The organism is Lactonifactor longoviformis DSM 17459 (genome assembly GCF_900129135.1).
Classification (GTDB): Bacteria; Bacillota; Clostridia; order Lachnospirales; family Lachnospiraceae; genus Lactonifactor; species Lactonifactor longoviformis.
On the sequence record NZ_FQVI01000013.1, the window covers coordinates 25,653 to 41,806 of the forward strand.

Annotated in this window: 16 protein-coding genes; 8 read left to right on the forward strand and 8 right to left on the reverse strand. The window is 45.2% G+C overall.

What is annotated here, in order from left to right; genetic code table 11:
* Positions 1-18 precede the first annotated feature (18 nt).
* The 3 genes from fabG to BUA56_RS12765 are packed head-to-tail and all read left to right on the forward strand — an operon-like array spanning position 19 to position 2,861.
* Positions 19-756: a 3-oxoacyl-ACP reductase FabG gene (fabG, locus tag BUA56_RS12755; protein WP_072852316.1), complete on the forward strand. Its 738-nt coding sequence runs from the start codon at positions 19-21 to the stop codon at positions 754-756.
* Between the two features lie 44 nt (positions 757-800).
* On the forward strand, positions 801-1,643 hold the full coding sequence (locus BUA56_RS12760; protein ID WP_341443428.1) for a 3-hydroxyacyl-CoA dehydrogenase family protein: 843 nt from the start codon (positions 801-803) through the stop codon (positions 1,641-1,643).
* A 36-nt stretch (positions 1,644-1,679) separates the two neighbouring features.
* Positions 1,680-2,861 carry a thiolase family protein gene (locus BUA56_RS12765; protein WP_072852319.1) on the forward strand — a complete coding sequence of 394 codons (1,182 nt, stop codon included), beginning with the start codon at positions 1,680-1,682 and terminating at the stop codon, positions 2,859-2,861.
* Positions 2,862-2,882: 21 nt separating this feature from the next.
* Here BUA56_RS12765 and BUA56_RS12770 read toward each other — a convergent pair whose 3' ends face one another.
* From BUA56_RS12770 to BUA56_RS12805, 8 genes are all read right to left on the reverse strand, one after another.
* The gene (locus BUA56_RS12770) at positions 2,883-3,560 is read right to left on the reverse strand and encodes a hypothetical protein (RefSeq protein WP_072852321.1); all 678 of its coding nucleotides are present in this window, start codon (positions 3,558-3,560) and stop codon (positions 2,883-2,885) included.
* Between the two features lie 2 nt (positions 3,561-3,562).
* Entirely contained in the window at positions 3,563-4,294 is a 732-nt protein-coding gene (locus BUA56_RS12775; protein ID WP_072852323.1) for a sulfite exporter TauE/SafE family protein, read from the reverse strand.
* 15 nt (positions 4,295-4,309) lie between these two features.
* Positions 4,310-5,047, reverse strand: coding sequence for a sulfite exporter TauE/SafE family protein (locus BUA56_RS12780; RefSeq protein WP_158641003.1), 738 nt, complete (start codon positions 5,045-5,047; stop codon positions 4,310-4,312).
* A 39-nt stretch (positions 5,048-5,086) separates the two neighbouring features.
* Entirely contained in the window at positions 5,087-6,022 is a 936-nt protein-coding gene (locus BUA56_RS12785; RefSeq protein WP_072852327.1) for a pterin-binding domain-containing protein, read from the reverse strand.
* Positions 6,023-6,071: 49 nt separating this feature from the next.
* The gene (locus BUA56_RS12790) at positions 6,072-7,208 is read right to left on the reverse strand and encodes a uroporphyrinogen decarboxylase family protein (protein WP_072852329.1); all 1,137 of its coding nucleotides are present in this window, start codon (positions 7,206-7,208) and stop codon (positions 6,072-6,074) included.
* A gap of 22 nt (positions 7,209-7,230) precedes the next feature.
* Positions 7,231-7,881 (reverse strand): cobalamin-dependent protein, encoded by a 651-nt coding sequence (locus tag BUA56_RS12795; protein WP_072852331.1) that lies wholly within the window; start codon positions 7,879-7,881, stop codon positions 7,231-7,233.
* A gap of 159 nt (positions 7,882-8,040) precedes the next feature.
* Positions 8,041-8,787, reverse strand: a complete 747-nt coding sequence (locus BUA56_RS12800; protein WP_072852333.1) for a GntR family transcriptional regulator — start codon at positions 8,785-8,787, stop codon at positions 8,041-8,043.
* Positions 8,788-9,201: 414 nt separating this feature from the next.
* The gene (locus BUA56_RS12805) at positions 9,202-10,149 is read right to left on the reverse strand and encodes a LysR family transcriptional regulator (protein ID WP_072852335.1); all 948 of its coding nucleotides are present in this window, start codon (positions 10,147-10,149) and stop codon (positions 9,202-9,204) included.
* Between the two features lie 171 nt (positions 10,150-10,320).
* Between BUA56_RS12805 and BUA56_RS12810 the strand changes: the two genes are divergently transcribed.
* The 5 genes from BUA56_RS12810 (at position 10,321) to BUA56_RS12825 (ending at position 16,149) form a co-directional block, all read left to right on the forward strand.
* Positions 10,321-11,520: a DUF819 family protein gene (locus tag BUA56_RS12810; RefSeq protein WP_072852337.1), complete on the forward strand. Its 1,200-nt coding sequence runs from the start codon at positions 10,321-10,323 to the stop codon at positions 11,518-11,520.
* 25 nt (positions 11,521-11,545) lie between these two features.
* A complete protein-coding gene (locus BUA56_RS12815; RefSeq protein WP_072852339.1) occupies positions 11,546-13,030 on the forward strand; it encodes a M81 family metallopeptidase in 1,485 nt (494 codons plus the stop codon).
* 346 nt (positions 13,031-13,376) lie between these two features.
* Positions 13,377-13,499 (forward strand): hypothetical protein, encoded by a 123-nt coding sequence (locus BUA56_RS23875; protein ID WP_278320862.1) that lies wholly within the window; start codon positions 13,377-13,379, stop codon positions 13,497-13,499.
* A 145-nt stretch (positions 13,500-13,644) separates the two neighbouring features.
* Entirely contained in the window at positions 13,645-14,646 is a 1,002-nt protein-coding gene (locus tag BUA56_RS12820) for a substrate-binding domain-containing protein (RefSeq protein ID WP_158641004.1), read from the forward strand.
* Positions 14,647-14,661: 15 nt separating this feature from the next.
* Positions 14,662-16,149, forward strand: coding sequence for a sensor histidine kinase (locus tag BUA56_RS12825; protein WP_072852343.1), 1,488 nt, complete (start codon positions 14,662-14,664; stop codon positions 16,147-16,149).
* Positions 16,150-16,154: the final 5 nt, after the last annotated feature.

A 16,154-nucleotide genomic window follows, 5' to 3' on the forward strand; every position in this document is an offset into this window, starting at 1 on the left:
AAAGAGAGGAGAAACAAGATGAGATTAGAAGGAAAAACAGCTATTGTAACAGGCGCAGGCAGAGGACTGGGTAAGGGAATTGCCCTTAAACTGGCACAAGAGGGAGCCAGTGTAATGATCTGTGACATGGTGGAGGAAAATGCCCAAAGCGTGGTTCAGGAGATTGAGGCATCCGGGGGAAAGGCCTCTTACCAAATCTGCAATGTAGCGGTCCTCGATGAGGTAAACGCATTATTTGAAAAGACACTGGATGCATACGGAAAGGTAGATATTCTGGTGAATAATGCCGGGATCAACCGGGATTCCATGCTGCATAAGATGTCCGTGGAACAGTGGGATCAGGTAATTGCCGTTAACCTTACTGGCACTTTTTATATGACACAGGCAGCTGCAAAACTGATGCGGGAACAGGAGAGCGGCGCCATTATAAATATTTCTTCCGCCAGCTGGCTGGGGAATGTGGGACAGGCCAACTATGCGGCTTCCAAGGCGGGCGTGGTCGGACTGACAAAGACAGCGGCAAGAGAACTGGCAAAAAAAGGGGTGACCTGCAATGCCATCTGTCCGGGCTTTATAGAGACAGATATGACTAGAGGCGTTCCGGAAAAAGTATGGGACATTATGGTGGGAAAGATCCCTATGGGCCGCGCAGGCAAGCCCTCAGATGTTGCGAATATGGTGGCATTTCTGGCTTCAGAGGAAGCAGACTATATTACCGGAGAGGTAATTAATGTTGGAGGCGGCATGGTGCTGTAAAAAAGGGACAGGGATCCCAAAAGAAAGGATGAGAGGAAATGGAGCTGAATAAAGTAGCTGTAATCGGCGCCGGACTTATGGGCAGCGGTATCGCCCAGACCTGTGCGCAGGCAGGATATGAGGTAGTAAATGTAGATGTCTTCCCGGGTGCTCTGGAGAAGGCAGAGGCTAACCTGAGCGCCTTGTTTGACAAGAAAGTGCAGAAGGGGAAGATGACGGAAGGGGAAAAATGTGAGATCCTGGGAAGAATCTCCTACAGCAGCACGTACGAAGATGTAAAAGGCGCGTATCTGATTGTGGAGGCAGTTCCGGAAAAAATAGATATAAAAAAGGAAACCTTTGCAAATCTGGATCAATATGCAGATGAGGAAACCATCCTCGTTTCCAACACTTCAGGCTTAAGCATTTCAGAGATCGCCGCAGCCACAAAAAGGCCGCACAAGGTAATGGGAGTCCATTTCTTCTATCCGGCACCCGTAATGAAGCTGGCAGAGCTTATCCGGGGGCTTGCCACCTCCGATGATACCTACCGCACGGTGCGTGAATTCGCAGATCGCATAAAAAAGACCATTGTAGATGCCCCTGAGTTCCCGGGTTTTATCGTAAACAGAATCCTGGTTCCTATGCAGAATGAGGCAGCATTTATGGTAATGGAAGGCTGCAGTCCGGAGGATGTGGACAATGCCATGAAGCTGGGGGCGAACCATCCCATGGGTCCCCTGGAGCTTACGGATTTTGTGGGGGTGGATGTGATGCTGGCTACCATGACAGGGCTGTACGAAGGATTCCATGACAGCAAATACAGACCGTGTCCTCTGCTGGAGACTATGGTAAAGGCCGGTCATCTGGGCCGCAAGAGCGGCCGCGGATTCTATAAATACGAGTAAAGAGCAGATGTTCAGATAAGATGAGGAGGAAGCAGGATGAAAGAAGTAGTAGCAGTAAGCGGTGTAAGGCTCCCGGTGGGAGCTTTTGGAGGAAGTCTGAAAGATATTTCCGCTATCGATATGGGCGCTATGGTGGTGAAAGAGGCAGTAAAACGTGCGGGAATTGCACCGGAAAAGGTGGATGAGGTTATCATCGGACAGGTCGGACAGATTGCAGAGAATGGATTTGTAGCCAGGGCCATCAGCCTGAAGGCAGGTCTTCCCAATGAGACTACAGCATACTCTGTAAACCGACAGTGCGGATCCGGTCTTCAGGCCATTGCCGACGCTGTGATGGAGATTCAGACCGGATATGCCGACATAGTAGTGGCCGGAGGGGCGGAGAACATATCTCAGCTGCCTTATTATGTGAAGGACGCAAGGTGGGGAGCCAGAATGGGTCACAAGGTCTTTGAGGATGGAGTGATTGATATTCTCACATGGCCGTTAGGCCCTTATCACAATGGTGTAACGGCGGAAAATGTGGCAAGAGAGTACCATGTGTCCAGAGAAGAACAGGATGCCTTTGCTCTGGAAAGTCACAGAAGAGCAGTACAGGCAATCAAAGACGGGAAATTCAGGGACGAGATTCTTCCTGTGGAGTTAAAGGACCGGAAAGGGAATGTCACTGTATTTGACACCGACGAGGGCCCCAGAGACGGGCAGACCATAGAAAAGCTCCAAAAGCTCAGACCCTGTTTTGTAAAGGACGGAACGGTTACCGCGGGGAATGCATCCAGCCTGAATGACGGGGCCGCTGCAGTAGTTCTTATGAGCCGTGAGAAGGCAGAGGAATTAGGAATAAAACCAGTGCTTGCCATCAGGGGATATGCAGTGGCCGGCAATGACGGGGCCCTTATGGGCTATGCGCCTAAGCTGTCCAGCGAAAAACTGGCCGGAAAGCTGGGATTAGATTTACAGGCCATTGACATGTTTGAGATCAATGAGGCCTTTGCCAGCCAGGCACTTGCGGTATCCAGAGATCTTGGCCTGGATATGAATAAAGTAAATATATACGGGGGAGGAATCTCCATCGGCCATCCCATTGGAGCAACGGGCGCAATTCTTACAGTGAAAGTAATGTACGAGCTGGCGCGTACGGATAAGAAGGACGCCATGATCAGCATGTGCATCGGCGGAGGCCAGGGAATCTCTATGTATGTTACAAAGTGTGAATAGAACAGCAAGAAAAACCGGATATCAGTCCGGTTTTTCTGCTGCCTGAACCTGAGGTCCGGACAACGGCTGCCTGCCGTTTCTTCGAAGGCATTCTTTGTTTTTACAGGTACTGCAGTCATGAACTGCGGCGAAGCAGTCCTGTTTGTGGGTTAGCTCCAGGATATAGCCCATACTCCTGGGGGGATGAAAGACATAGCTGCCGCTTACAGTGACTCCTGTATGCTGGTTTTTTTCTATCTTTTTTAGGATGATCTGCTGTGCTTTCCAGGGCAGCTGTTCCGGAGCTTCTAAACGCCTTTTGATTCCCACCTCCCTTCTTCTGCACTCAGCTTTTACTGCAGCAGCAACGGTGCTGTCCATAGAGAAGAGCAGCTCCTCGGCAGCCTTATCCGCCAGCAGCCCTTTCAGAAGGGTGTCCTTAGCACAGGAGACAACATAGGGTTCTGCTCCGCTGCCCAGGGTAAGCAGACAGTACCAGTGGGTTTTGCCAAAGCAGATCCATGCACAGGGGGACACGGCGTTTCGCAGGCCCTGCACGATTTCGGGATATATTGTTTCTGCTTTTTTGTAAGACGGCATCCCGGGATAACATTCTGCTGTCCGGAAGACACGCTCTTTCTCTAATGTAAAATCAAATGCAGTTATTGTTTTTACAAGTTCCACTATCATTCCCCCCGGCTTCTGTCCTGCTGTATTCATTTCTACTTAAATACTACGGTATAGATCTGTACCAGCATGATCACAGCCAGTACCATATAAAACATCCGCCGGACCGTCCCCTGGCTTATCAGGTCAGTGACCTTCCGGCCGATCAGACCGCCGCAGATCCCTGCAGGCACGCAGTAGAGCACCAGGGAGAGATCTGCATATCCGCTCATGGTATAGCGTACCATAGAACCGGAGGTGGTGAGAAGGGTGATTAAGATACTCTGTATCGCCGCCTCCTTTGGCTCCAAATCCAGGAAGACCAAAAGCACAGTCATCAAGAACGGACCGCCCCCTATGCCGAAAAAGCTGGAAAGCATACCGCAGCTCATGCCGAGAAGTACCTTGAGGAGAGGATTCTCCACGGCCTTCATCTTTACTCTCTCCCGAACAATTACAGATACCAGCATGACCAGAATTGCAGCCAAATACGCTTTGTTCACAGTATCTGCAGGGACATATGCCATCATGGAAGCGCCTACAAAGCTGCCGGCAATCCCTCCGAAGCCCATATAGACAATATTATTTAGTTTTACCTTATTGCCCTGTGCCTTATAGGTAATCAGATTTGTAGCTGCCATAGCAAGGACTGTGAAGGATGAGGTGAAGGAGGCCAGACCCTTTGAGACATCAAAGAGATTCAGCAGGGGCCGCAGGATCATACCTCCCCCCACACCTACTACTGTGCCGATGACAGTGGCTGCTAAAGCTAATATGAAGTAAACCATGGGATCCCCTCTTCCTTAAAATAGTTTCATGCCTTTGCAGAATTGGTAAGCTCCCATGATAATCAGCATGGTGTACACAAGAACAGACACGAGTTTTTTGTTGAACTTCTTAAACAGGTGAAGGCCTGCGATGCCGCTGATGATAACGGCAACGGCTCCGGGTATCAGGTATTTTACGGTCTCAGTGGTGTAGGAACCTGACATAAATTTGAGGATAGTGGCCCACCCGTACATCATAAAGAAGTTAAATTCGATACAGGCTTTATACTGAAGGGGGGAATCTGCCGCCGCATTATAGTAGATGGCCAGAGGCGGTCCCCCAATGTTCAGAAGACCTGTAAAAACACCGGCTACAAATCCCGCGATTCCGCCGTTTGCATAGGTGGGTTTTATCTTAATGGTTTTTTTCATGGTGGCAAAGAAATAAATGCCTACAATCACAAGGAATACGCCCAATACCAGCTGCATCGTGGTGGCTGTTGTAAATGTCATAATCCATGCACCGATAGCTGTGCTGATAAAGGATACCACGAGGGGTACAACACTCATTTTCCAGTTGATATTTTTATGGAGCTTAATGGTCATCTGGATACCAATAATTGTGAGCATAGCCGGGGTCAGTGCCGATGCTTCCGGAAGGGCAATAACCAGAGGAAGAAAGGACATCCACACCATAGCGGATCCAAAGCCTGTGATACCCTGGACAAACGCTCCGGCAAAAGCAATAACAAATACCATAATATAAGTAAACATAATCATTTCACCTCCCAAGGTCTGATTATAGTAGATTTGCTACAGCACTTTGTACATAGGGTGTTCTTTTGTCAGGGGACAGATTCCCCCGGAGCGCTTCCCGTAGACGTGGAATGCGTTTACTGCCGCAACAGAGGGCATAACCCAGCGGCATCCGTCCAGGGGACCGATAAATAGAAAATTACATCCGTTTGCTGCCAGATAGGAGTTAACTGATGCATCCACGGCTCTGAACTGTTCAGTGCTGATGGTTTCCTTGTTTCTTAGCCAGGGGCTGGCATAGGTGGCGTTTGACGGCGCCGTACCGACCGGAATTCCCAGTTCCTCTTTGATCACTCTGGCGGCATAGGGGATGGTCCCCATATTAGAGAGATCCAGCGCGGGAATATCTACCATGATTTTCGTCATTCCAGCCCGGGCTGCTTTGTCCAGGAAGCCCTCCTTTCCTCCCTTGCCAGTGAGTACCTTATATGGTCCGTCAGCCTTTTTGCTGCCGGGATTGTAAGCCTGAATGACAGACGCCTGAATGGGAAGCCGGGACAGAACCTCCAGCTCCTCTGAGGTGCTGAAGCCATTGATGGAGTTATAGACGATTCCGTCCAGCATCCCCCTGCGGTTAAGCTCCTGAAGTGCTGCAATCCGTACCTCAGGCAGAGTTGCATTTAATAATATCGGGGCATCAGTAATACCTTTTAAAAATGTTATATACCGGATCAGGGCTTCCGGGGTATTGCCGATAACGTCAAGCATGTACTTTACCCCCAGCTGCTCGGATAATGCATTGCAGGTTTTTATCAGGGCACCTGCCTTTTCTTCGTCAAAGCTTCCGGTCTGCGGATCCTTTACAATCCGGTGATTCATATAAAATATACTGCCGATGAGTACCGTGGGTATTTCCCCGTAATCGCCCCCGATCCTTACGTTGCCAATTGTAAAATCCTTTTCAAAACAGTCGTATAATTTTTTTTGCTCCATAAAAGTTAACCTCCGCTTGGTGCCGGGCATTCAGGCTGACCCGTTCCGCTTAACATTTTCCGTATTTTTTCATAGCGTGCATCCAGGCTTTCACCAGCTCCGGCTTTGAGGTATCGTTAAGCATATTGGGTCCCATCAGGAAATAACCTTCATATCCCCTGGCATATGTATCGATATATTCTTTTACCAGGGTCTCCATCTCATCCTCTGTCAGATTGGCAAAGGCCGCAGGCGCTATTCCAAACCACAGGCACGCCCCGTAAGACTTCAGAATATCCAGGATTCTCTTAATATCACAGTTTAATGCCCAGGGCGTTGCCACATGAAATACGGTATTGCCGGCCTCGCAGGACTCTGTAACAAATTTCTCGATATCAGCAACCTCATCAATGCCGGACTGGGAATGCCATCTTACCCCGGGCGGGGTCATGCATGCCAGCGCTTTCTGAATCTTCATATAGGCAGGCATAAATAATTCGTTGTATTGTTTGGGGCTGCACAGGGACGGAGATCCGGTGGCGTCTGCCATTGAGATGCCCACGGCACCCCGATCCAGAAGGGCTTTTCCTATAGTTATTGTCACGTCCGCACAGTAGTCCAGCAATTCCCGGACAAAATCCGGTCTCCTTTTCATATCAACCACAAACTTGCTGGCGCCTCTCAGGCAGCAGGCAAGGGAGATGGGTCCGCTTAAATGACCGATAATAGGATAAATATCCCCGATCTTCTCTCTCAGCAGCGCTACGGTATCCAGAACCACCGGAAGCCTTCCGTCTGTTTCCGGGTTAATTGCCTTCAGGAGCTTCAGATCCTCAGGCTTTTTCAGCACGGCAGCCTTTGGAACGGAGACTGCGTCCTCAATCATATCAATGTCTACACCCATTATTTCCGGTGTTACAGAGTAGAGGTCCACGTTCGTCCATATAGTGTCAAACCCGAATTCAACTAACCCTGCCAGCATGGATTCACATTCTTTCAGATAATCGGTCTCCAGGTCACGTACCTTATAATCCACCAAATACCTGGGGTATTCTCTGTAAAATGCCCAGGCCATAAGGCGGTCCGGTTTTGCGTGGTGGACGTTTACGCAGTTGAATCTTTCCAGGGGAGTCATCCGTTCCCCGGAATTCATTACCTGTTCATGCAGCTGTGCGGCCAGCCTGTCAATTCTTTCATTTGATTTCATAAATTAGCACTCCTTCCCCGGACTATGCCTGTAAATCATCCATTAAACGGTTACACACCCGAATACACTCATTTCCGTTTTTAGACCATGCATCCGCCAGTACCTGCGCTGCAGTCTCGGGATTGGTGGAAGCCCCGCCGATGGTGATTTTTACTTTACCCCTCAGTCCCTCGGCTTCCAGCTTTTCCGCCGTTTCCTTCATATACTTAGTAGTCTGCAGCATGGGGTTAGACATGGCGAGGATATCGGCATTGACCTCTTTTACTTTACTGATGAAGGTGTCCGGGGCTACATTAGTACCTAAGTCATAGACTTTGTAGCCCGCCCCGCTCAGCATAGCCGCAACTATATTCTTTCCGATTTCCTGGCTGCATTCCTTTACCACTCCAATTACTACGGTTCCTTTGTCTTCTCCATCCTTTTGTTCCAACAGGGGCTTCAGAATATCCAGTGCTTCTGTCATGGCGTCCGCAGAAGCGGCCAGATCCGGAACAAAATACTCTTTCTGGTCATACTTGTCTGAGACCATCTGCATACCCACAACCAGAGCCTTGTCAATAATATCCGCTGCCGGAATTCCCGCATCCAGCGCTTCCTGGACAAGCTCCGCCGCATCGTCCCCTTCTCCGTCCACAATCACGTCAATGATAGGCTGAAAATCAAAATCGCACATAAAATACCTCCTTTGGTTCACTTTTTACGGGTTACTATTTAAAATATAGCGCTATAAATAAACACAGAGTGTTTATATACATTTAAACGTATATACGTTTATACCTTTATAAAAAGCGCAAGAATACCAGATGTATTCTAATGCGCATGGCTTTCCTATTCATCTTGTTACACTAAAATAATATCGGCATCTGTCGCCGCGGATCAGTGCATGGCTGTATATTGCCGGTTTATTATCATGCTGATAAATGACACGGTCCATGACCAGTGCAGGCAGACCTTCGTCAAGATCTAAAAGCTTTGCATACTTCTCGTTAATAATGGTGGGCTCTACAAATGCGGAAACCCGGGTCAGATTAATATTGTAATCCTGTACGAGTATCTCAGTCAGCAGCTCGGTATCGAAGTTGCGCTGCTCCAGACCTGGAAACGCAGCGGCCTCCAGATAGTTTTCCTCATAGATCCAGGGCTCTTCATCAGCCCAGCGGATGCGGATGAGATGAATTACTTCTGATTTTTTATCTATCTCCAGTCTGTCAGTGATGCTTCTCTTGCCCGGAATGACTTCTTTTAATAAGGTCTGTGTCTTAAGAGTAAGTCCCTGCTTCCGGATTCCCATGCCGAAGCTGTAATCCCCGAGAAGGTCATGGTTCAGACTGGGCCTTCTCACACAGGTGCCCTTTCCCCGTTCCTTTGTAACATACCCTTTTTCGGCCAGCATATTGATTGCCTGCCGTACAGTTCCACGGCTTAGTCCAAAGGTATCGCACAGTTCTGACTCTGACGGAAGGAGATCTCCTGACTTCAGGACTCCTGTCTGTATTAAATGGTAGATCTGCTCTTTCAGCTGATAATATAAAGGCACCATACTCTGTCTGTCCAATGTAATGTCCAAAGTGGTGACCAAAATTTTACCTCCTTTTTGCTACGGTTTCTTATGAAGTGGTTTCAATATAACATATAAACGTATAGACGTCAATACAATTGGCGCTTAGTATAATATTTAACGAAAATTTCGTGATAACTCCATAAGTTATCTCATCTTTTTTGTGCATTATAACTTGTAAAACACACATATATGTTTTTACTGACAATCTGTGGAGGAGAAATTTTGAACGAAAAGGGTCTGAAATGAAGGAGAGCCAGCATCCTGCGGGGGATGCTGGCTTTAGAAAAAGAAAAAGTTTTGCGTTAGGTTGTTGGCCTCTTAACAATTATTATAATACAGGTAAAATGTGATGAATCTGTGATGAAGAGTTGAAAAAAATATAAACTGTGTATTAAGACTTTGGGATAGGAACAAACGCTTGTGAAATAAAAACTATTTGATTGTAGGGTTTTTTTCGAGAATGAGCATGCTTTGTGCTTTTACGAGGAATTGCTTTCCAAGGGTAGACAGATAATTGTTTTTCCCTTTGATCCATCCGATTTCATAAGAAAAAGGGCAGTCCATAAGACGAAGAGGCTTGATTCCGTCATGGTAGGTGTATTGTTGATAGGCGTTTCTGTTTGAAGTTGCAATATGATAGCAGGGTGTTTTATGCAGAAAGTCAATTAAGGTCGCCCGGTCGGATACCTTTAACAGAGTTGAAGGTACGAATACAGAGGGGGAAATATGCGCATTTGCCCCATCAAAAAGCTTTTGTTTTTCCTCATAATCAACCATTGGCATATCCTTCAGCATCTCGATGGAAATGATGTCTTCATCCGTTTTTTCATATAACGGAGAAGCTGAACCTACCATGACCATGGGTATTTCATCGGAGATCTTCTGATATTCCAGATCATGCTGCTCAATGTATTTGATCCATTTATTTCGTGTAGAAGTAGGCAGGCTAAGTATTCCCAATTCTGATTCACGGTTATATACGGAATGGATGATATCTCCCCGGGATGCTTCTTCAAAATGAAAAGTAATATTTTTATCCTGATTTTGCTGAAACAGCTCTAAATAAATATAGGAGGCAAACAAAAAATAATAGGAAGATATACTTAGATTCATTGACCACTTATTCTGAATATCTGCCATATTTCTGATATAATCAAACTGTTTAATAGTCAGTTTTGCCTGGGTTAGAAATTCTTCACCAAAAGGGGTGAGCTGCATTCCCTTTTCGGTTCGATTAAATATTGTTTGGTTAAGTTCCTCTTCCAGTGATTTGAGGGATGTACTCAAATTTGACTGAGCCATATACATGTTTTTTGCAGCTTGGGTGATAGACTTGGCTCTTGCAATTTCAACAACCTGGATTAACTGTACAATCTTCATTTGTATATCCTCCCAATTATTGATTTGATGGTTTTATTTTAACATAAAAGCAAGTGTAATATATTTTTTTTAATATATATTTTTCATAAGACATTTGTATTTTTTATATTACCAGTGTACAGGGCGGTTCTGCTAAAATGAAATTAAGAAAAAATACGAGGAGGTAACAAAATGGCATCTATTATTTCTGGTGATAATCTGTGGGCAATGTGGGCGATTGTTGCGGGTATTACTGCTCTTGCATTCTACACTGAACAGAAATTTACCTGGGGCGCAAAGATTTCAGCTGTATTGTTAGCATTAATTGCTTCACTTATTCTGGTAAACGTTGGCGTGATTCCCACGTCGTCTCCAGTTTATGGAACTCTTGGGGAGTATGTTCTTCCGCTGGCAATTCCCTTGCTGCTTTTCCAATCTAATCTGAAAAAAATTGTAAAGGAAAGTGGAAGATTATTTCTGATTTTTCATGTAGCAGCTATTTTCAGTGTTATTGGAGGTATTATCTGCGGATTCCTTTTTAAAGGTGCACTGGCAGATCAGACAGCTGGCATGGTAGCGGTTGAGGTGGGCGCTGATATTGGTGGGAGTGTAAATCTTGTTGCCATGGCTAATGCATTTAAGCTGGATGATTCGATTATGAATGCATCCCTTATCATTGGCAATCTGATTATTATTGTATGGACTACGGCTATTATAGCTATGCCAAACATGAAGTTTTTCCGAAAGAACTTTAAACATGAGCATATTGATGCTCTTGAAGCAAATCTTGTAAACGAAGCAGATGATGGAACCACGCAGGCCGCCAAGTTCTGGAAAAGGAATGAAATATCTCTTTTAGATATCGCAAAGTGTATTGCCATCTCCTTTATTATTCTGGCAATAACGCAGACATTCTGTAACTTTATCAATGCACAGGCACTTCCGGAAGTTGTTAAACTGCTCTTGGGTAATATTTATCTGGTCATGACAACCATTACCATTGCTCTTAGCACGGCATTTCCAAAGGTTTTTGAAAATATTCATGGAGCAACGGAATTGGGAACAATTATGATCACCATGTGGTTTGTGCAGGTAGGCGCAGGTGCAAAGATAATGGATGTAATAGCTGTTGCTCCTGCAGTGTTTGGGTTTAAATTGATTATGGCTGTGTTAAATATTGGCGGAGTTATGCTGGTTGGAAAATTCTTCAAATGGAACATTGAGGAATGCTTTGCCGCTTCCAATGCTTCTCTTGGAGGACCTACAACTGCTGCAGCTTATGTAATCAGTAAGGGCTGGAAGAGCTTGATTGCTCCGGCAACACTGGTAGGACTTTACGGTTATATTATCGGAAGCTATTTTGCGGTGTTTACAGCAAATATTTTCCACTAGAGACAGTTTGAATGAGAGGAAAGTCATGAAGAGGATTATAGTTGGTGAGGTGATGCATGAGAGCAGTTCTCTTGCAAAATACCCTACAGAAGAAATAAATTTCAGAAGGACATTGATGTGGCATGAGAAGGAAGATGTTTTTAATCTTTGCAAGATTAGGTTTCGGGACTACTTGACCGGTATTATGGAAGGTGGAGCGGCAATCGGCCTTGAAATAGTTCCTGCGTTCTGTGCGTTTGCTTCTCCGTCCGGAAAGATCTCCCAAAGATGCTTTGAGTCACTTAAGGAAAGCTTTTTTGCCGGAGTTGATGATTCAATTCCAATTGATGGGTTCTGTCTTGCTTTTCACGGTGCAGGTGTGTCTGAATCGGAGGCGGATCTTGAAGGTGCATTTCTTGAGGAGATCCGCAGCCGCTTTGGCTGGGAGACTCCAATCGTGATGACTCTGGATCCCCATGCTAATATCACAGAGAAAATGATAAAAAATGCAGACCTTCTCGTTCCCTCAAAGCTTTATCCCCATATTGATACCTATGAGACGGGGGAACTGGCGGCCAGGTTCATGAAAACTTTGATTGAAGAACCGGATAAGCTTAAGATGCATGTAGAGAAAATCCCTATCCTTTTGCCCATTACCATGGGGTGTACGGATAATGAACCTATGAAATCGATCCTTCAATACTGCAATGGGAAGGAAAAAATAGAAAATATAAAATACAGTGTCTTCGTACAGGGATTTCCTTATAGTGATATCGAAGACTGCAGCTGTGCCGCAGTTGTAATCACGGATGGAGATATTGTTTTAGCGGAAGCCGCTGCCAAAGATATTGCAGATTATGTGTATGACAGAAGAGAAGAACTGAGATCAGATTGTTTGTCTGTGAAAGAAGGTCTTGATGAAGCAGAAACTTACATCACAGAAGGAAAAAAGATTATTGTTATTAACGAAACTTCAGATAATCCCGGAGCTGGCACGCCTGGAGACGGTACATGGCTCCTCAGAGAAATGCTTGAGAGAAATATTGAAAAAACATGTATCGGTGCAATCAATGATCCTGAGGCGGTTCAGGAAGCAATCCGCTCAGGCGTGGGTACCACACTTAATTTACTGGTTGGGGGGAAAACGGATGATCAACATGGGGAACCCGTACGGATTCAAAATGCTTATGTAAAGAGTATTTGCGATGGAAAATACTGTATATTGAGTGATATGACCCACGGTCAGCCGGTTAACTTCGGTGCCTCAGTGAGGATTCAGGCGGGGAATGTGGATGTGATCATTGCTAGCAATAGTTATCAGATCATGGATGATGGAATATTTTCTTTACTGGGAATAGATTTCAGAGAATACAATATCATTGGTGTGAAATCTGCTCAGCATTTTAAGGCGTATTTTAAAAAGTTTACGGATCATATTATTACGGTTGATCCGCCTGGAATCAGTACAGGAAATCTTGAAACATTGAATCTGAAAAAAATAAAAAGGCCAATTTTCCCCCTGGACTTCTGATGAGATAAACACAATCAGCGTAGAGCGCCGCGAAGAACTACGTTGAGCCCTTCTATAAAAATAAATGGATGATTAGAAGAAAACAGAGCATTTCAGCAAAAAGAACAGGCATCTAAAAGCATGCTTCTTTTTGTCGAAGTGCTCTGTTTTATCCACGGATGTGTATACAAAATGAAAGACGAAAAACAGGGAATTTGATTTCTATGGCATATTGTAGGAGAAAATTGTCATGCATAATAGCAAAAAAGTCCTATCATATATTAAAAAAACTACTTGACACAAAAACATACAGCAATTAACAATTTTATCCTGTTTCATCCATGCTATTCTGGTGATAACAAATAAAATGAGCGGAGAAAAGGAAAAAAGACATGTGAGCTATGGCAACCGGACGATTGTATACGGGTGGAAGATGGTACTATTTGAACGGTTCAGGAGAATGGACAGAGACAAAATAACGGGACTGTAAAAATCCGTCATTATTGGAAATATCTCCGATAATGGCGGTTTTTTAGACACTTATTTTACAGATTCCATTGAGGAGTTGTTACTTTTTTTATTTCCTGATATAGTATAATGAATAAACAAAGAAAGGCGTATCTGAGATGAAGTATATGAAGAAAAGCATAATACCGGTTATAGCAGTACTGGTTGTATTGGTTTTGATTACAGCAGGGGGATGGGGATTTTACCGTCACATCGTTAGAGACATGCAGACCGGTGAGATAGACAGCGGCGAGAAATACTTATATCATTATGTTTTGATTGCAGACAATATCAGTTCTCCTCTATGGCAGGCGATTTATGAAAGTGCAAAAAAAGAAGCCACAGAGCATAATGCATATCTGGAGTATGTAGGCGGGGACATGGTATCGGAATATACCACGAAAGATTATCTGGAGATTGGTATTGCATCCAAAGTAAATGGCATCATTGTAGAACCTAACGGAGACCCAGAGGTGGAGAGACTGATTAACAAAGCATCTGCCAACAATATTCCTGTGGTAACTGTGATGGAAGATGCTTCCAATACCAAAAGAAAAAGCTTTATCGGAGTCAATAGCTTTCAGCTTGGGCAGGAGTACGGGGAGATTATCTGCAGAACCATGACAGAAAATACAAAAAAGATATTGGTGCTGATCAATGGGGATATCGAAGATCCCAGTAAAAATCTTACATTTTCTCAGATTAAATCAGAAATAAAAGAAAAATCTCCCTATGGTAGCCAGGTGGAGATAGAGGCCCTGAGGATCAACAGCGGTAATACCTTTGAGTCTGAAGAGGCAATCCGGGATGTGTTTCTGGATTCACAGGCCATCCCGGATATTCTGGTCTGCCTGGATGAGATAGATACTAAGTGTGCTTATCAGGCTCTCATAGACTATAATAAAGTCGGGCAGATGGATATCATCGGCTACTATCCCACCCAGTCATTTCTGAACGCCATATCCCGGGGAACAACCTCGGCTGCTTTTGAGCTGGATACGGAGCAGGTAGGGAGATACAGTGTGGAGGCTCTGCAGGAGTACAGAGAGATGGGATATGTAAGTGAATATTTCAGTGTGGATCTGGAGCTGATTACCAAAGAAAATGTTGCGGATTATATGGAAGAGTAAAGAGAGAATAGAAGAATGAGACATTGGAAACAGATTATAAAGGATTTATCGATCAGAAAAAAGCTGCTCCTCTGCTTTGGATTTACCTCCCTTCTGCTGCTGATAAGTAATCTGCTGCTTTATAAGGAAGTAAACCGATCCATCAACCGGATCGATCAGATCTATGTGAGCAATATTACCCTCAATGACTTGTCGGATGCCCTGACCAGTACCCATGAGGATGTGTATGAGTATCTGAGTACCAAAAGCTCCTCCGCGCTGGAGAACTATTACAGAAGCGGACAGCAGTTTCGGGATCTGCTGGAGGATCTGAACGGAGAAACCCGGGACAACAGTATGCTTTTACTGGAAAAAAATATTAAAAACATGTCGGATACGTATCTGGCTACAATGGATAACACGGTAGCTGCCAAGAGAGGACGCAATATACAGCGGTATAAAGACTGCTATGCGGAGGCTGAGGAGCTGTACCGGTACATAACTTCTTATATAGACAATCTGAACCGGCAGCAGTTTCAGGTGAATTCCAGCAGCTACAAAACCCTTCTGGTTTCTCTGCAATATATGGAGGTTGTGAGCACGGCGATCCTCATATTTGTGGCAGTGGTCAATATTATCTTTCTGGTTCTGCTTACCCAAAGCATCATAGGTCCCCTGATTCTGCTGGCCCGGACTGCGGACGAGGTGGCGGAAGGGAACCTGAATGCTCCGCTTTTGGAGGTTACATCCGCAGACGAGGTGGGCACTGTTACAAAAGCCTTTAACCAGATGGTTTACAGCATCAGGGACCATATTCAGAGAACGAAGGAAAGTATGGAAAAAGAGCAGCGGATGATGGAGCGGGAACTGCTGATGAAAAACCATCTCAAGGATGCGCAGCTGAAATACCTGCAGGCACAGATTAATCCGCATTTTCTCTTTAATTCCCTGAACGCGGGGGCACAGCTTGCCATGATGGAGGATGCGGAGAAGACCTGTCTGTTTGTGGAACGGATGGCAGACTTTTTCCGGTATAATGTGCGGAAGATGTCTGAGGACGCCACGCTTGGGGAAGAACTGGAGGCGGTTGACAACTATATTTATATTTTAAATGTGAGATTTGCAGGAGACATTAATTATATTAAAGAGACAGATGCCGGGGTGGAGGATATCCGTGTTCCCAGCATGATCCTCCAGCCCATTGTAGAGAATTCTGTGAATTACGGGATCCGCCACATGGAGGGAGAGGGGTACATCCATGTTACTGTAAAAAGAGAAGACGGAGAGGTTATCATCCGGATAAAGGATAATGGAAAGGGGATGGAGCCTGAGAAGATACAAGCTATACTGGAGAATACGCTGGAGGGCCATAGGGGGCAGTCAGATTCCACCGGCATTGGAATCAATAATGTAAAGAGCAGGATGGAACTTTATTATGACCGCAAAGGGCTGCTTCAAATAGAGAGCAGAGGGCAGGATCAAGGTACGGTCGTGTCACTTATCATTCCTCTGGAGACAGCGTAAGTACA